At 64.4% G+C, this 16190-nt stretch carries 14 protein-coding genes; 7 read left to right on the top strand and 7 right to left on the bottom strand.

Annotated elements, in window-relative coordinates; all coding sequences use genetic code 11:
- Positions 1-9 precede the first annotated feature (9 nt).
- Positions 10-3204 (bottom strand): multidrug efflux RND transporter permease subunit, encoded by a 3195-nt coding sequence (locus tag QAZ22_RS29145; RefSeq protein WP_278204368.1) that lies wholly within the window; start codon positions 3202-3204, stop codon positions 10-12.
- Positions 3198-3434 carry a hypothetical protein gene (locus QAZ22_RS29140; RefSeq protein WP_278204367.1) on the bottom strand — a complete coding sequence of 79 codons (237 nt, stop codon included), beginning with the start codon at positions 3432-3434 and terminating at the stop codon, positions 3198-3200. The genes QAZ22_RS29145 and QAZ22_RS29140 overlap by 7 nt, the downstream gene beginning before the upstream one ends.
- 248 nt (positions 3435-3682) lie before the next feature.
- Here QAZ22_RS29140 and QAZ22_RS29135 point away from each other — a divergent pair, with 248 nt between their 5' ends.
- A complete protein-coding gene (locus tag QAZ22_RS29135) occupies positions 3683-4264 on the top strand; it encodes a TetR/AcrR family transcriptional regulator (protein ID WP_278204366.1) in 582 nt (193 codons plus the stop codon).
- 279 nt (positions 4265-4543) lie between these two features.
- Here QAZ22_RS29135 and QAZ22_RS29130 read toward each other — a convergent pair whose 3' ends face one another.
- The 5 genes from QAZ22_RS29130 to QAZ22_RS29110 form a co-directional block, all read right to left on the bottom strand.
- Positions 4544-5566, bottom strand: coding sequence for a LacI family DNA-binding transcriptional regulator (locus QAZ22_RS29130; protein ID WP_278204365.1), 1023 nt, complete (start codon positions 5564-5566; stop codon positions 4544-4546).
- Between the two features lie 76 nt (positions 5567-5642).
- The gene (locus tag QAZ22_RS29125) at positions 5643-6437 is read right to left on the bottom strand and encodes an ATP-binding cassette domain-containing protein (RefSeq protein WP_278204364.1); all 795 of its coding nucleotides are present in this window, start codon (positions 6435-6437) and stop codon (positions 5643-5645) included.
- Positions 6438-6440: 3 nt separating this feature from the next.
- A complete protein-coding gene (locus QAZ22_RS29120; RefSeq protein ID WP_278204363.1) occupies positions 6441-7427 on the bottom strand; it encodes an ABC transporter permease in 987 nt (328 codons plus the stop codon).
- A 103-nt stretch (positions 7428-7530) separates the two neighbouring features.
- On the bottom strand, positions 7531-8463 hold the full coding sequence (locus tag QAZ22_RS29115; protein WP_278073397.1) for a substrate-binding domain-containing protein: 933 nt from the start codon (positions 8461-8463) through the stop codon (positions 7531-7533).
- Between the two features lie 275 nt (positions 8464-8738).
- Positions 8739-9896 carry a fumarylacetoacetate hydrolase family protein gene (locus QAZ22_RS29110; protein ID WP_278204362.1) on the bottom strand — a complete coding sequence of 386 codons (1158 nt, stop codon included), beginning with the start codon at positions 9894-9896 and terminating at the stop codon, positions 8739-8741.
- Positions 9897-10090: 194 nt separating this feature from the next.
- Between QAZ22_RS29110 and QAZ22_RS29105 the strand changes: the two genes are divergently transcribed.
- The 6 genes from QAZ22_RS29105 to QAZ22_RS29080 all read left to right on the top strand — a co-directional run bounded on the left by QAZ22_RS29105 (position 10091) and on the right by QAZ22_RS29080 (position 16187).
- Positions 10091-11374, top strand: a complete 1284-nt coding sequence (locus QAZ22_RS29105; protein WP_278204361.1) for an FAD-dependent oxidoreductase — start codon at positions 10091-10093, stop codon at positions 11372-11374.
- 110 nt (positions 11375-11484) lie between these two features.
- On the top strand, positions 11485-12372 hold the full coding sequence (locus QAZ22_RS29100) for an ABC transporter permease (RefSeq protein WP_278204360.1): 888 nt from the start codon (positions 11485-11487) through the stop codon (positions 12370-12372).
- Positions 12369-13196, top strand: coding sequence for an ABC transporter permease (locus QAZ22_RS29095; protein WP_278204359.1), 828 nt, complete (start codon positions 12369-12371; stop codon positions 13194-13196). The genes QAZ22_RS29100 and QAZ22_RS29095 overlap by 4 nt, the downstream gene beginning before the upstream one ends.
- Positions 13197-13223: 27 nt before the next feature.
- Entirely contained in the window at positions 13224-14294 is a 1071-nt protein-coding gene (locus QAZ22_RS29090) for an ABC transporter substrate-binding protein (RefSeq protein WP_278204358.1), read from the top strand.
- 209 nt (positions 14295-14503) lie between these two features.
- Positions 14504-15112: a cupin domain-containing protein gene (locus QAZ22_RS29085; protein ID WP_278204357.1), complete on the top strand. Its 609-nt coding sequence runs from the start codon at positions 14504-14506 to the stop codon at positions 15110-15112.
- Entirely contained in the window at positions 15102-16187 is a 1086-nt protein-coding gene (locus tag QAZ22_RS29080; protein WP_278204356.1) for an ABC transporter ATP-binding protein, read from the top strand. Before QAZ22_RS29085 ends, QAZ22_RS29080 begins: the two co-directional genes overlap by 11 nt.
- Positions 16188-16190: the final 3 nt, after the last annotated feature.

Genomic DNA, 16190 nt, shown 5'->3' with positions numbered 1-16190 from the left:
TCTCCAATCCTATTCGGCCGCATCGGCGAGCCGCACTGGCTCGGCGGTCGGTTCAATCTCTTGTTGGTGCGGGGCATACTGATGCCCCGCGGCAGGTTCGTTCTCGCCGCCGCGCTCGCGCAGCTTCTCGATGACCGCGTAGAAGACCGGCACGAAGACCAGCGACAGGATGGTTGCCGCCACCATGCCGCCGAAGACGGTGGTGCCGATCGACTGCCGGCTGGCGGCACCCGCGCCCGTCGCGAACATCAGCGGCAGCACGCCGAGGATGAAGGCAAAGGCCGTCATCAGGATCGGCCGCAGCCTCAGCCGAGCGGCCTCCATCGCTGCCTCGACGATGGTCAGGCCTTCCTCGCGCCGCCGCCTGGCGAACTCGACGATCAGGATCGCGTTCTTCGCCGCCAGGCCGATCAGCATGACGAAGCCGATCTGCGAGTAGACGTCGATCTGCATGCCGCGCAGCAGGAGCACGACGAAGGCGCCGAACAGAGCGAGCGGGACGGCAAGCAGCACCATGAAAGGCATGGCAAAGCTTTCATATTGCGCCGCCAGGATCAGGAAGACGAAGACGATCGCCAGCCCGAACACGACCGAGGCGATCGAGCCGGCCTTGAGCTCCTGATAGGTGATGCCGGTCCACTCATAGCCGAAGTCCCTCGGCAGCACGTTTGCCGCCGCCCGCTCCATCGCCGCCACCGCCTGTCCGGACGAGAAACCCGGAGCGGCGCCGCCATTGATGAGAGCCGAGGCATTGTTGTTGTAGTGCGGTACGGTCTCCGGACCGACGATCGGCATCAGCTTGCCCAGCGTGCTCAGCGGCACCATGCCGCCCGACGCGTTGCGCACATAGAGCCGCGAGATGTCGTTCGCGTTTCCGCGCGCGTCCTTGTCGGCCTGGATGGTCACACGGAAGGTGCGGCCGAACAGGTTGAAGTCGTTGACGTAGAGCGAGCCGAGATAGATCTGCAGCGTGTTGAACACGTCGGGCAGGTTGAGGCCGAGCAGCTTCGCCTTGTTGCGGTCGAGGTCGTAGTTGAACTGTGGCGTCGAGGTCGAGAAGGACGAGAACAGCTGCTGCGGGTTGAGCTCGGGCTGCTTGCGCGCCTCGGCGATCAGCGCCTGTGTGACCTCGTTCAGCGCCACGCTGCCGCGGCCCGAGAGGTCTTCCACCTGGAACTCGAAGCCGCCGGTGGTGCCGAGGCCCGGGATCGAGGGCGGATCGAAGGACAGTGCGAAGGCTTCCGGGATCTGCAGCAGCTTGTTGCGCACGTCAGCGACCAGCTTCGAGGCGTTCTGGTCTGGCCCGCGTTCGTCCCACGGCTTCAGGATGGCGAACTCCACCGCCGAATTCGACTGCGCGGCGCTGGTCAGGAAGTTCAGGCCGCTGATCGAGCCGACGATGTCGACGCCGGGCGTGTTCTGCAGGACGTCGCGCGCCTTCTGCGCCACCGCGTCGGTGCGCTCCAGCGACGCGCCGTCCGGCAGCTGGATGACGACGAAGAAATAGCCCTGGTCCTCGACGGGGAGGAAGGTCGAGGGCAGCTTCTGCCAGACGAAGTAGGTGGCGACTAGGCCTGCCGCGAACAGGCCGAGCATGGCCCAGCGCAGCTTGATCAGGATGCGCACGCCATGGGCATAGGCATGCGACAGCCAGTCGAAGCCGGCATTGAACCAGCGGAACAGGAAGAACTGCGTCTCGCCGCGATGGCGCAGGAACGCGGCGCTCAGCGCCGGGCTCAGCGTCAGCGAATTGAAGGCAGAGATGCCGACCGAGATCGCGACGGTGAGCGCGAACTGGTTGTAGAGCCGCCCCGAAACGCCGGGAATGAAGGCGACTGGGATGAACACCGCCCCGAGCACCGCGGTAGTGGCGATGATCGGCCCGGTCACCTCGGCCATGGCCGCGCGCGTCGCGGCGAGCGGCGCGAGGCCGGCTTCGAGCTGTCGCTCGACGTTCTCGACCACGACGATGGCGTCGTCGACGACGAGGCCGATCGCCAGCACCATACCGAGCAGGGACAGCATGTTGAGCGAGAAGCCCAGCATGTACATCACCGCCAGCGTCGCTATCAGCGACACGGGGATGGCGATGGTCGGGATGATGGTGGTGCGCCAGCTCTGCAGGAAGATGAAAACCACCGCCACGACCAGCACCAGCGCCTCGCCGAGCGTGATCAGCACGTCATGCATCGAGGCCGAGACGAAGCGCGTCGTGTCGTAGTGCATGGCGTAGCTGACGCCCTTCGGGAAGCGCTGCGAAAGCTCCTGCATCTTGTCCTTGACCCGCTGCTGCAGGTCGAGCGCGTTGGAGCCGGGCATCTGGTAGACGGCGAGCACCACCGTCGGATCCTTGCCGAAGAAGGCGGACGAGGAATATTGCAGCGCGCCGAGCTCGATGCGCGCGACGTCGCGCAGCCGCACCAGCGAGCCGTTCTGCGAATTGGCGCGCACGACGATGTCGCCGAATTCCTTCGGATCGCTCAAACGGCCGACCGCGTTGACCTGCATTTCGAAGGCGGTGCCGGCCGGCGCCGGCGACTGGCCGATCTTGCCGGCCGCCACCTGCACGTTCTGCTCCGAAATGGCGTTCTGCACGTCGACGGCGGTGATGCCGAGATTGGCCAATTTGTCCGGGTCGAGCCAGACGCGCATCGAATAGCGGCGCTCGCCGAAGATCTGCACGTCGCCGACGCCGGGCAGCCGCTTCAGCGGGTCGACCACCTGCAGATAGGCGAGATTGCTCAGCGCCACCGGGTCTACAGAGCCGTCCGGGGAGGTGAGGTCGACGATGAGGACGAAGTTAGGGTTCTGCTTTTTGATCGTCACGCCGCCCTGGTTGACGATGGCCGGCAGGGAGGATGCGGCCTGCGAGACGCGGTTCTGCACGTCGACGGCCGCGGTGCTCAGCGGGTAGCCGACATCGAAGGTGATGGTGATGGTCGAGGAGCCGTCATTCGAGCTCGTCGACGACATGTAGGTCATGCCCTGCACGCCGTTGATCTGCTGCTCGAGCGGCGTGGTGACCGTATCGGCCACGACTTGCGCGCTGGCGCCGGGATAGTGGGCGCTGACCACGACTTGCGGGGGCGTGATGTCGGGGAACTGCGAGACGGGCAGCAGGAAATACGCGATCGCGCCGGCGAGCACCATGATGATGGCGATCGCCGACGCAAAGATCGGGCGGTGGATGAAGAAGTTCACCATGACGCGGATGCCTCGCCGAATGGTTTTGCAAAATGGCGCAGGCGTCGGGACCGGCCGGAGCCGGAGTCTTGCAGGAAGGACGGCAGCACACCGTCCGGCGCCTGGTCTGCCGCGCGCGAGCGCAGCATCCGTTCGAAGGCTTTGGGATCGATCCCGTCAGCCTTCATCACCAGCCGGATCATCGGATCCCGGATGGCTTCGTCGATCGTCAGGTCTTTATGCTTTTGCATAGGAGAAGCTCCTTGCTTGCGGCTCGCATCGCATGATCACGAACCGTTTTCTCGATTTCACCGGCCGAAGCCGCATGACGGGCAGAGTTCTGTCCCCATCTCGCTCTGGCAGGGCCTATCGGTGAAACCCTTGTCGTTGACGCGGAGCGATATAGGTGTTACCAGTAAGTAACATCTGGAAGTTACAGATCGGTAACACCCTAGTCAAGAGGTGTGCCGGGGTTTTTTGGAAACGAAAGGAGAGCATGATGACAGACGGCGTCGTGGAGCGCTCCCGCCCACGGGATCGGATCCTGGAGACGGCGCAGGACATGTTCCACAAGCACGGCATCAAGGGTGTTGGCGTCGACGCCATCACCGAGGCTGCCGGCACCAACAAGATGACGCTCTATCGTCACTTCGAATCCAAGGACGAGCTGATCATCGAATGCCTGCGCGCGACGGCGGCGAAGGCGTCGAGGATCTGGGACGAGTTCGAGGCCGAGCACCCTGGCGACAAGCTCGCCCAGCTTCATGCCTGGGTTCACAGGGCTTCGGAACTGCTCAGCGCCGACAGCCGCGGCTGCGACATGGCCAATGCCGCCGTCGAGCTTAGCGAGAGCGATCACCCGGCCAGGCGCGTCATCAAGGAACTGAAGGAAGCCCAGCGCGAAAAGCTCGTGGCGCTCTGCCGGGATGCTGGCATCGGCCAGTCCGAGCTGCTCGCCGACACGCTGTCGCTGCTGCTCGAAGGCGCGCGCGTCTCGATGCAGAGCGTCGGCGCCGAAGGTCCGAGCGCGCAGTTCGTGCGTATGGCCGAGAGCCTGATCGCGTCGTTCAGGGCGCGCTGAAGAGACAGCGCGTCTGTTCCTGCTTCATGCGGGCAAAGAAAAAGCCCGCTGCCGGGAGGAGGAGGCAGCGGGCTTCGATTTCGAATACGGCACGGGAGGAGGTGTACCGCATTCATCGTCGGTGTCTGGGAGGAGGAAGACATCCGACATGCTGTTAATTACAAGTTGCCTAACGATTCGGCAACCGCAAAACGTGCATAGCTGGTGTGCAGAATTGCCGCACCACCCGCCAATCCTCTGACAAATCGGGAAAAAGCCGGCTTGCTTCGGCGCGCTAACTCATTGAACTGGCACGTTTTCCTTGAAGATCAGCCGCGGCTCGATGAATTTCTTCGTCAGGTAAGGCGCCGATGAGGCGATCGAGCCGAGCAGCCGGATCACCGACTGCTCGGCGATCAGCCTTGCATTCTGGTCGATGACGACGTCGGCGAGGTCGTCGACGAGATAGCGGCGCGTTTCCTTCGTCAGGTCGTGGCAGATGAAGACCGGCTTCTTGCGCGGTTTTGCGTCGAGCAAGGCCTTTGCCACACCCGAGCGTCCGGCGCCGACGCAATAGATGCCGAGCAGTTCCGGTTCGTTGTGCAGCGCCTTCATGGTCGCACTGTAGCTGGCGTCCGGCTCGTCGTTGATCTCGACGGCGCTGGAGACGGTAAGATCGGGAAACTCTTCGGCGAGCACCGAACGGAAACCCATCTCGCGCTCCTCATGGCCGCGATAGGAGCGCGAGCCGACCACCATCGCCAGATGTCCGGTCCTGCCGCCGAGGAAGCGGCCCATCAACAGCGCCGCCGTGCGCCCGGCGACCCGGTTGTCGATGCCGACATAGGCCGAGCGAGGTGCTGCCGGCACGTCCGAGACCAGCGTCACCAGCCGGATGCCGGCCTCGACCAGCTCGCGCAAAATGTTGCGCGTGCGCGGATGGTCGACGGCAATGACGCCGACGCCATTGGCCTTGAGCGAGAGGTTCTCGACCGCGCCCTGCAGCGCGCCCGGCGAGATGCCGGCGAGGTTGTGGATGCGGCAGGAGGCGACCAGCGGCAGCCGCGCGGCATAGTCCTCGATGTGATGGGCAAGATCGGCCATGAAGGCGTTGCTGCCGATCGGCAGGAAGAATTCGAGATGCGCCGGCTTCGACGGCAGCACCACTTGGTCGAGCGTCGGCAGATAGCCGAGCTGCTTTGCCGCCTCCATGACACGCTGGCGGTTGGCGGCGCTTGCGCCCGGCCGGTTGTTGAGCACCCTGTCGACCGTTGCGGTCGACAGGCCGCAACTCCTGGCGATGTCGGCTACGGTGGCTTTCATGAGTCCAGTCATAGGATGGGATGCGAGCCCCCTGTTAGACCTGATCAACGTCAGGCCAAATCAACGCCAGGGCAATTCAGCCATGCGGCCGTGGGCCATCGGAAATCGCGTCGCGGATCTCCTTGTCGGACATACCGGTGATGATCCGTTCGACCTCGGCCACCGTGGTGTTTTTCGGATCGATGTCGTCGGCCACCACCTTGCCGCGGCGCATCACCACGATGCGGTCGACCACCTGGAACACGTGATGGATGTTGTGGGCGATGAAGATGCAGGAGTGACCGGAATCGCGCGCGCTGCGCACGAAGCTCAAGACGCCTTGCGTCTCGGCGACACCGAGATTGTTGGTCGGCTCGTCGAGAATGATGAGGTCGCTGTCGAAATGCATGGCGCGCGCGATCGCCACCGCCTGCCGCTCGCCGCCGGAGAGCGAGCCGATCGGCGTCGTCGGCGGGATGTTCTTCGAGATGCCGACCTGCTTCAGCAGGTCGCGCGCCACCGTGTTCATGGCTTCTTGGTCCATGCGGTTCAAAAAGCGCGGCGGCTTAATCGGCTCGCGGCCGAGGAACAGGTTGCGGGCGATCGACAGCTGCGTGACGAGTGCCGAGTCCTGGTAGATCGTCTCGATGCCCTCGGCGATGGCATCGCTGGTGCTGCGGAAATTCACCTTCTTGCCGCGCACGAAGATGTCGCCGCTGGTCAGCGGCACCGCTCCCGACAGCACCTTGATCAGCGTCGACTTGCCGGCGCCGTTGTCGCCGAGCAGGCCGACGATCTCCCTTTCGTTGACGTGGAAGTTGGCGTCCACCAGCGCCTGTACGCGCCCGTAGGACTTGCGGATGTTTGTCATGCGGATGAGCGGTTCGGCCATGGTTCACGTCCCTGCCTGGTGCCGGCGTTCGAGCCATGAATGCAGCGCCATCATGCCGAGGATGATCGCGCCGATGAAGATGTTGTAGGCGAGCCCCGGCACGCCGATCAACACGATGCCGTTGCGCATGACCCGCAGGATCAGGATGCCCAGCACCGTGCCGACTATGGTGCCGCGTCCGCCGGTCAGCGCCGTGCCGCCGATCACCACCATGGCGATGACCTCGAGCTCGTAGCCGGTGCCGCTGTTGGGGTTGGCGGCCGAGGTGCGCAGCGAGGAGATGACGCCGGCGAGCGAAGCCATCACCGCCGACAGGACGAACAGGCCGACCTTGACGCGGTTGACGTTGACGCCGCGCGCCCGCGCAGCATTGGGATTGCCGCCCGCAGCCTGGATCCAGTTGCCGGTACGGCTTTGCGTCAATACGTAGCCCAGCACGATCGCAGCGCCGATGAACCAGAACAGCGATGCATAGATGCGGAACGGCCCGATGTAGAAGTCGCCGACCAGGATGTCCGCTAGCCAGCTGCCCTCGGCGCTCCAGGTGCGCTGCGGAAAGCCGTCGGTGACGAAGAGCGCGGTGCCGCGCACCACCAGAAGCATGCCGAGCGTGACCAGGAAGGACGGGATCTTGAGCTGGGTGACGAACCAGCCATTGACCAGCCCGATCAAGGCCGCGACCGCCAGCGCGATGACGAAACCCATCTCCAGCGAGGTGACGCCGCCGTTGAAAAGCGTCCACATCAGCACCGGCGAGAAGCCGAACAGCGAGCCGACCGAGAGGTCGAACTCGCCCGATGTCATCAAGAGCGTCATCGCCAGCGCGATCAGGCCGAGCTCGACGGTGAAGGCGAGGATGTTGGAGATGTTCTGCGGCGACAGGAAATCCGGGTTGATGACCCAGAAGGCGACGAGTTCGACGATCAGCAGCACCAGCGGACCGAATTCCGGCCGCGCGATGAAACTTTGGATGAAGGAACGGTTTTCCATTGCGCCCGCGACGTGAATGAACTTGGCTGAAGCCCGCGCGGCGGCAGGCTCGGCGAAAGGAATGGCCGTAGCCGACAGGAGCGGCCACGGCCATTGTCGCGGATTATTTGCCGGACAGGATCTTGTCGTAGACGCCGGCGGTGTCCTTCTCATAGAGCGCGCCGGTGATGACGTTGAAGCCCGGAGGAATGCCGGCAGACGCCATCGCCGCCATCGACAGCGCGATGTAGCTGGTCGCCTGCGGATCCTGCCACTGCGCGGCGTTGACATAGCCGTTCAGCACTTCCTGCGTGGTGTCGAGCGAGTTGCCCCAGCCGACGACCGGGATCTCGCCCGGCTTGACGCCGACCTGGTCGAACACGCGTTTGACCGAGCCGGTGACGAGGTCGCCGAGGCCGATCATGGCCTTCACCTTGCCTTTGTGGGCGGTGAGGTAGTCGACCATGCGGTTGATCACTTCGGCCTGGTCGAGCGTCGCTTCGGTCACCTCATAGGTGATGCCGAGCGGTTCGAACACGCTCTTGATGCCTTCCTCTTCCTGCACGCCATAGGTGGCGCCGGGCACCTCGACGGGCATCCACACGAAATCGCCCTTCTTCACCAAGCCCTTGTCGACCAGATACTGCGCCCAATGCTTGCCGAAGGTGACGTTGTCGCCGCCGACATAGGCGTTGAAGTTCGCCTTCGGATCGGGCGTATTGAAGTTGATGATCGGGATGTTGGCCGCGCGCGCTTCCTTGACGATCTCGACGAGGCTGCCCGGATCGGGGCTGGTGGTGACGATGCCGTCGGCCTTGGCCGAGATGGCGGCGCGCACAGCCTCCTGCTGCGAGGCGACGTCGCCATTGTGGAACGAGGTGTTCACCTTGTTGCCGGTGTCGGTCGCCCATTGCTTGGCGCCGGCCAGGAAGTAGGTCCAGACCGGATCGGCCGGACCGCCATGCGAAATCCAGTAGAAGGTCTTGGCCTCGGCCATCGCCGGAATGGCGATTGCCGCGATCAAGCCAAGCACGAGCAGTCTCAGCCTCGAAAGCATTCGATTTCCTCCCATGTTGAAATTCACCTCCACATCAGGCGCGATACGATCTTCGAGGATCGCATCTCCTGCCCGCGCCGACCGGAACGTCTAGAGCATTCCCTTTTTCGGCTGCTGACAAGCCTCCATCGCCAATGGATGTTGGGGCAGGCGCTCGCGCCATCAGCGAACCCATCAGATTGCATCAGTTGCGGTGATTTTCTTCGGTAAGCAACGCCATCAGCCCATCGGCTTGCGCGGATGGGCTTTGGGCAATGTCACGTTTGGCGCGGGCGCTAGATCAGGTCGGCCTTGGCGAGATCGCGCATCAGATGGCTGGCGCCGTAGGTCCAGTGCAGGCAATCGGGCGACAGCCGCACCCGGTTGACCAGCGCGCCGAGCTTTTCGGACGAGATGGTGACGATGTCGCCGATCTTGTGCGTAAAACCCTTGCCCTTTTCGCCGCGATCCTTCGACGGCACGAACATGGTGCCGAGATAAAGCGCCAGCCCGTCCGGATACTGGTGATGCGGGCCCATGGCGGCCTTGACCAGTTCTTCCGGCGAGCGGCTGATTTCCGCCATCGAGCTTGCGCCCTCCAGCGAGAACCCGTCCTCGCCCTCGACGCTGAGACGCACCGTGGCGCGCTTCACGTCGGCGATTGCGAAGGTCTCGTCGAACAGCCGGATGAAGGGTCCGAGCGAGGCGGAAGCGTTGTTGTCCTTGGCCTTGCCGAGCAGCAGCGCCGAGCGGCCCTCGACGTCGCGCAGGTTGACGTCGTTGCCGAGCGTGGCGCCGACGATGCGGCCCGAACTGTCGGCGATCATGGCGATCTCCGGCTCCGGATTGTTCCAGGTCGAGACGGGGTGCAGCCCGACATCGGCGCCGAAGCCGACGGAGGCCATCGGCTGGCATTTGGTGAAGATTTCTGCATCAGGGCCGATGCCCACTTCCAGATATTGCGACCAGGCGCCGCGCGAAATCAGCTTGGCCTTGATCTCCATCGCTTCCGGCGAGCCGGGCTTTAGTTTCGACAGATCATGGCCGATCAGCCCGGCGATGTCGGCGCGGATGGCGTCGGCCTTCTCCGCGGAGCCGCGCGCCTGCTCCTCGATAACGCGCTCGAGCAGGCTGACGACGAAAGTGACACCCGAGGCCTTCACCGCCTGCAGGTCGATAGGAGAAAGCAGGGTCGGCTTCGTCGTATCGCGCTTGGCTTCGAAGCTGTTTGCGGCAATGTCTTCCAGCGCGCCGATCGCCTTGCCTTTGGCCGAGCGCACGTAGCCGGCGGGATCCTTCAATTCGCACAGATCGCGCACGGTGGGCGCCGCGCTCGAGGTGATGTCGATGACCTCGCCGTCGCGGACCGTGACCACAAGCGGATGGGAGACTTGGCTGGTCCTGGCTCGGCCGACGAAAAGGCCGTCGGCGGGAAGGCGGGTCGGGTGGGTCATGGTTTTATCCTCTCGATTGGCGCGCGGCACTTTCCCCGGATTTAACGCAAAGGTCTATCCCGTCGATGGCCAGCTTATGGGCCATCGGCATGCTGTCACATAGCCAAGCCCGGACTGGCCCATCGATCGGTCTTTCAAGTTTGTGAAATCGGCAATAGGATTTTCACGACGCTTCAGCGCTTCAGGTGAACCACGTGCCCGCAGCCTTTTCCGATCCGATCTGGCAGAAGCCCACAACGGCCCCGGCATTTCAGTCCGAGCTGTCGGACGGCGGCACGCTCGACGCGATCATCGTCGGCGGCGGCATCATGGGCCTGTCGAGCGCCTTCCACGCGGCCCGCGCCGGTCTCTCGGTCCAGGTGCTGGAAGCCGGCGCGATCGGTGAGGGCGCTTCGGGCCTTAATGGTGGCCAGGTCATCCCCGGCCTCAAATACGATCCCGAATGGCTGATCGAGCATTTCGGCAAGGAGCGCGGCGAGGCCCTGGTCGACTTCGCCGCCTCGACGGCCGATGCCGTGTTCGATCTGATCCGCGACGAGAAGCTCGCGGTGCCGTTCACCCGCAATGGCTGGATCCAGGCCGCGCATACCGAGACCGCGTTGAAGGCGGCCGCTAACCGCGACCGGCAATGGCGGGCGCGCGGCGCCGACGTGAAACTGCTTGACCAAGCGGAGATCGCGGCGATGACCGGCGCCAAGGGCTATCTCGGCGGCTGGCTCGACCGCCGCGCCGGCATCATCGATCCGCTTTCCTACACGCTGGAACTGGCGCGCGTTGCCGCGACTGCCGGGGCGAAGATTGCTAAACAGCAAAAAGTGGTGAAGCTCAGCAAAGAGGCCGGCCTATGGCGGGCTTCAGCGCAAGGCGGAGCCGAGCTGCGCGCCAAGTCGGTCGTGCTTGCCACCAACGCCTATACGGATGGCCTGCTGCCCGGCCTCGCCCGGACGATCGTGCCGCTGCATTCCTTCCAGATCGCCACCGCGCCGCTGCCGCCCGAGCTTGCGGCTAGCGTCCTGCAGGGCGGGCAAGCCGTTTCCGATTCCCGCCGCATCCTCGTCTATTACCGCAAGAGCGCGGATGGCCGCCTGGTGCTCGGCGGACGCGGCCGCATGGCGCTGCCTTCCAGCGCCTCGGACTGGGTGCATCTCGAACGCGCGCTCATTCGCCTCTATCCCGCGCTTGGCGGCATCAGGATCGAAAAACGCTGGTTCGGCCGCGTGGCGATGACGCCGGATCACCTGCCGCATCTGCATGAACCGGAAAAGGGCCTGCTCGCCGTGGTCGGCTGCCAGGGCAGGGGCGTCGGCCTGATGAGCGCGCTGGGAAAACGCATGGCGGGTTATCTGGCGAGCGGCGACGCCAGGCAACTGCCTTTCCCGCTGTCGCCGATCCGGCCGATCCCGTTCCACGCCTTCCGCCAGGTCGGCGTCGCCGCCACTATCACCTGGTACCGGATGCTCGATGCATTCGAGCGCTGACGCTGAACGCGTGCAGTGCACAAGCGATTCCGCTTGACAGTTTCATGAATATGAAAAACCATTGGTCGATTTCAAAAATCCGATGGGGCAGGCCCCAATAAGGCAGTCAGATGTCCACCATCGTTGCAGCGCGGTCATCGCCGGAAACCCGCATCTCGCCGGTCTTCCGCTTCGCCATGCTGCTGCCGGGCGGGTTTGTCACCTTCTTCCTCATCCTGTTCGCGCTCGGCCTGGTGCTCTTCCTCGCCTTCAGGGGCAATGACGGCTCGCTGCTCGGCGCCGGCCTGACGGCAGAAAATTTCGTTACCGTCGCCACCGATCCGCTCTACTGGACGGTGACGCTGCGCTCGCTGGTCATTGCCGGCCTGGTGACGCTGGCAACCGTCGTCACCGCCTATCCGGTTGCCTACTATCTCGCCTTCCATGCCGGGCGGCGGCGCAACCTGCTGCTCTTCCTGGTGACGTTGCCGTTCTGGACCAGCTACCTCTTGCGCGTTTTCGCCTGGAAGATCGTGCTTGCCTATAACGGCGTGTTGAATTCGGCTTTCATCGAAAGCGGCCTCTGGTCGGAGCCGACGCTCGCTTTCTTGAACACTCCGGCCGCGGTGGTCGTCACACTCGCCCACGCCTACGCGCCTTTCGCCATCCTGCCGATCTATGTGGCGCTGGACACAATCCCGAAGTCGCTGCTCGAAGCAGCCTCCGATCTCGGTGCGCGACCCTTCACGTCGTTCCGCCGTGTCGTGCTGCCCAATTCGATGCCGGGCGTGCTGGCTGCAGCGCTCGTCGTCTTCGTGCCGACCGTCGGCGACTATGTCACGCCGGCCATGGTCGGCGGTCCGGCCAGCACCATGATCGGCTCGCTGATCCAGTCGCAGTTCGGCAAGGCCAATGACTGGCCGTTCGGCGCCGCGCTCTCGGTCTGCGTCATGCTGGTCATCCTGTGCGTGGTTCTTCTCGCGCGCGGCGCCGACCGCAGATTTGGCAGCCGCACATGAACGCGCCGCGCAAAGAGGCAAATGCAGGCGGCCGCTGGCTCGGCCTCTATGTGCTTGCCTATCTCGTCTTCCTTTACCTGCCGATCCTTTTGATCCCGCTGTTTTCCTTCAACGATTCCATCCAGGCGGCATTTCCGCTGCAGGGTTTCACATTCGGCTGGTATGAGACGCTCTACGACAATCCGGCGCTTTCCGGCGCTTTGGCCAACAGCCTCGTCATCGGCGTCATCGCCGCCTCCGGCGCGACGCTCTGCGGCATCACCGTTTCCTACATGGACCTCTACGGCCGTTCGCCACTGGCGGCCACGATCAGCGCCGTCGCGCGGCTGCCGATCCTGATCCCCGGCGTCATCATAGGCATTTCGCTCTTGATCCTGGTCAACCTCATCGGCCTCGGCCCGTCGCGCGTCGCCATCGTGCTCGGCCATATCCTGGTGGCACTGCCGACGACGGTGGTGGTGATGCGCAGCCGCTTCGCCGCCATCCCGAAGACCATCCGCGAGGCGGCGCTCGACCTTGGCGCCTCGGACTGGACGACGTTCCGGCGCGTCATGCTGCCGCTGAGTGCGCCGGCGGTGCTGTCGGCCTTCATGCTCGCCTTCCTGACGTCGTTCGACGAGTTCATCGTCGTCTTCTTCCTCGCCGGCACCGAGCCGACGCTGCCGCTCTACATCTGGAGCCAGCTGCGCTTCCCGCGCTCGCTGCCGACCGTGATGGCACTCGGCACCGTGATCCTCGCCGTGTCCTTCATGATCGCCGCTCTCGCCGAAATCCTGCGCCATCGCGGTCTTGGGACGGCCCGCCGCGCAGCTAGTGCAGCCTGAACCACAACAATGAAGAGGAGAACGAAAATGACAGTCCAGCTGAAATCGATCACCGGACACAAGGCCCGGGCAGGCCTCGCCGCATTGGCCTTGGTCTTGTCGTCGACGGTCGCTCTGGCCGCAGACAAGCTGCAATATTTCACCTGGTCGGGCTACGAGCTGCCCGACTTCAACAAGAGCTTCCTCGCCGCACATCCGGACGGCGTCGAGGCGACGATCTTCGGCGACGACGACGACGCCTTCACCAAGGTCAAGGCCGGCTTCCGTCCCGATATCGCGCATCCCTGTTACGACAAGGTGGCGCGCTGGAACAAGGAAGGCCTGCTGCAGCCGATCGACACCAAGCGCATCAAGAATTGGGATTCGGTCTTCCCGGTGTTCAAGAACCTGCCGGACCTGCAGGCCGGCGACGGCAAGGTCTGGATGGTGCCGTGGGACTGGGGCAACACCTCGATCCTCTACCGCACCGATCTGGTGAAGAACCCCGAGGCAAGCTGGAACCTGCTGTGGGACAAGCAATATGCCGGCCGCATGGCGACCATAGACGCCGTGCACGACACGCCCATCGTCGCCGCATTGCTGGCGGGTGTGAATCCTTTCGACATGACCCCGGACCAGATGGACAAGGTTGCGGCAAAACTGCGCGAGCAGCGGCCGCTGCTGTCCAGCTACACCACCGACATGACCTCGGTCGAGCAGGCGCTGGCCAGCGGCCAGCTGGTCGCTGCCATGACCTGGAACGCATCCGCGACTTCACTGAAGAAGCAGGGCGTCCCGGTCGAGTTCATGAAGCCGAAGGAAGGCATGCTCACCTGGGCCTGCGGCTTCGTCATGCTGAAGGACGCCAAGAACGTCGATCTCGCCTATGACTTCATCAACAGCCGGCTCGACGCCGACTCCGGCAAATATCTGATCCAGTCCTATGGCTATGGCAGCTCGCTCTCGACCGCTTTCGCCGGCGTGTCGAAGGACGAGCTGGACAAGCTGCAACTGCCGGCGGATCCGGACGTGATGCTGAAGAGCACTATCTTCACCGGACCGATGAAGCAGAATGACGATGTGGCGAAGATGTTCGAGAAGGTGAAGGCTGGCGGCTGAGCGGCGCGGCCTCCCCTTCTCCCCTTGTGGGAGAAGGTGGATCGGCGCGCAGCGCCGAGACGGATGAGGGGTGTTGGAAGGAATGAGACGTTAGCATTCCCTGGAACACCCCTCATCCGTCGCCTTCGGCGACACCTTCTCCCACAAGGGGAGAAGGGGGAGTCTGGCGGCGCTACGCCGCGCCGAGGAAAGACAACGAGGACCATTGCATGGATGTTTTTGACGAAGCCGCCGAAAGGCCGAAAGACGATGCCGACGTCCGCGTCGGCCGGCGCGTGCGGGCGCTGAGGCTCGAGCGCAAGCTGTCGCTGGCCGAGCTTGCGGCCAAGGCCGGCATCTCCATCGGCGCGCTCAGCCAAATCGAGCGCGGCATGTCCTCGCTGCGCGTCAAGGTGATCTGGCCGCTCGCCGCAGCGCTCGACATCGAGCCTTCGGCGCTGATCGCCGACGGTAACGAAGCGGTCAACGATCTCTATTGCGTGCGCGCCGACAAGCGGCGCTCGATCCCGGTGAAGTCCGAAGGCATCGCCAAGGCGCTGCTGTCGCCGCCCGCCGCGACGCTCACCGGCATGCTGGTGACGGTCGAGGCCGGCGGCGGCACGGCGGAAGCCTACGCCCATGCCGGCCATGAATTCGGTTTCGTATTGTCAGGCGAGGTCGAGCTGGTGGTGGACGCGACGACCTACCTGCTCAAGGCCGGTGACAGTTTTGCCTTCAAGAGCACGCTGCTGCATGCCTTCCGCAATCCCGGCGCCGAGCGCTGCCAGATCCTGTGGATCAACACCACCAAGCCCTCCGAGGTGCGCGATGGCGCCTGATGCGCTCGTTCGACTGCAGAAAGTTTCGAAGGTCTTTCCGGGCGGTATCGTGGGCCTCGACGCCGTCGACCTCGACATTGCGGCGGGCGAGTTTCTGACCCTGCTCGGCCCCTCCGGTTGCGGCAAGACGACGAGCCTGCGCGTCATCGCCGGCTTCGAGAACCCGACCAGCGGCAACGTCCTGCTCGAAGGCCGCGACATCACCGGCCTGAGACCCTTCGACCGCCCGGTCAACACCGTCTTCCAGGACTACGCGCTGTTTCCGCACATGGACGTCGCCGCCAATGTCGGCTTCGGCCTATCGCTGCGCAAGCTGTCCGGCACCGAGCAGGCAAAGCGTGTCGGTCAGGCGCTCGACATGGTCGGGCTCGCCGACAAGCTGCGCGCCCGCATCTCCGAACTCTCCGGCGGTCAGCGCCAGCGGGTCGCGCTCGCCCGCGCCATCGTCTGCGAGCCGCGCGTGCTCCTGCTCGACGAGCCGCTGTCGGCGCTCGACGCGCATCTGCGCGAGCAGATGCAGGTCGAGCTGAAGCGGCTGCAGTCCAGGCTCGGCACCACCTTCGTCATGGTCACTCACGACCAGACCGAGGCGCTGTCGATCTCCGACCGCATCGTCGTCATGAACAAGGGCCGTATCGAGCAGATCGCGCCGCCCGCAACGCTTTACGACCGGCCCGCGACGAAGTTCGTCGCGTCCTTCATCGGCACGATGAATCTCCTTCAGTCGCGCTTTGTCGGTCGCGACGGCGAGCGCCTGCGCTTCGCCGCTGGCGAGCTGCCGCTGGAGGCGGTCTCGGAAACCGGCGAGACGCCAGCCGCGGGCGATACGCGCACCATCGGCGTTCGCCCGGAGGATCTGCTGGCGGCCGCCGAAGCCGCCGAAGGCACTGCGCCGGCCAGGGTCAGCGGCATCGTCTTCCACGGCCGCTCGCTGCGCCTGCACGCCGAGCTGAAGCAGGGGACTGCGATCGTCATCGATGCTCCGCGCCGTGCCGACGGTTTTCAATTCAGCATCGGCGACGTGGCGCATGTCAGCCTGCGCCGCGGCGCCAACTGCCCGATGCTTGCGAGCTGATGC

It is taken from the genome of Mesorhizobium sp. WSM4906 (assembly GCF_029674625.1).
Lineage (GTDB): Bacteria > Pseudomonadota > Alphaproteobacteria > Rhizobiales > Rhizobiaceae > Mesorhizobium.
This window is presented reverse-complemented; position numbering and strand designations above follow the sequence as displayed.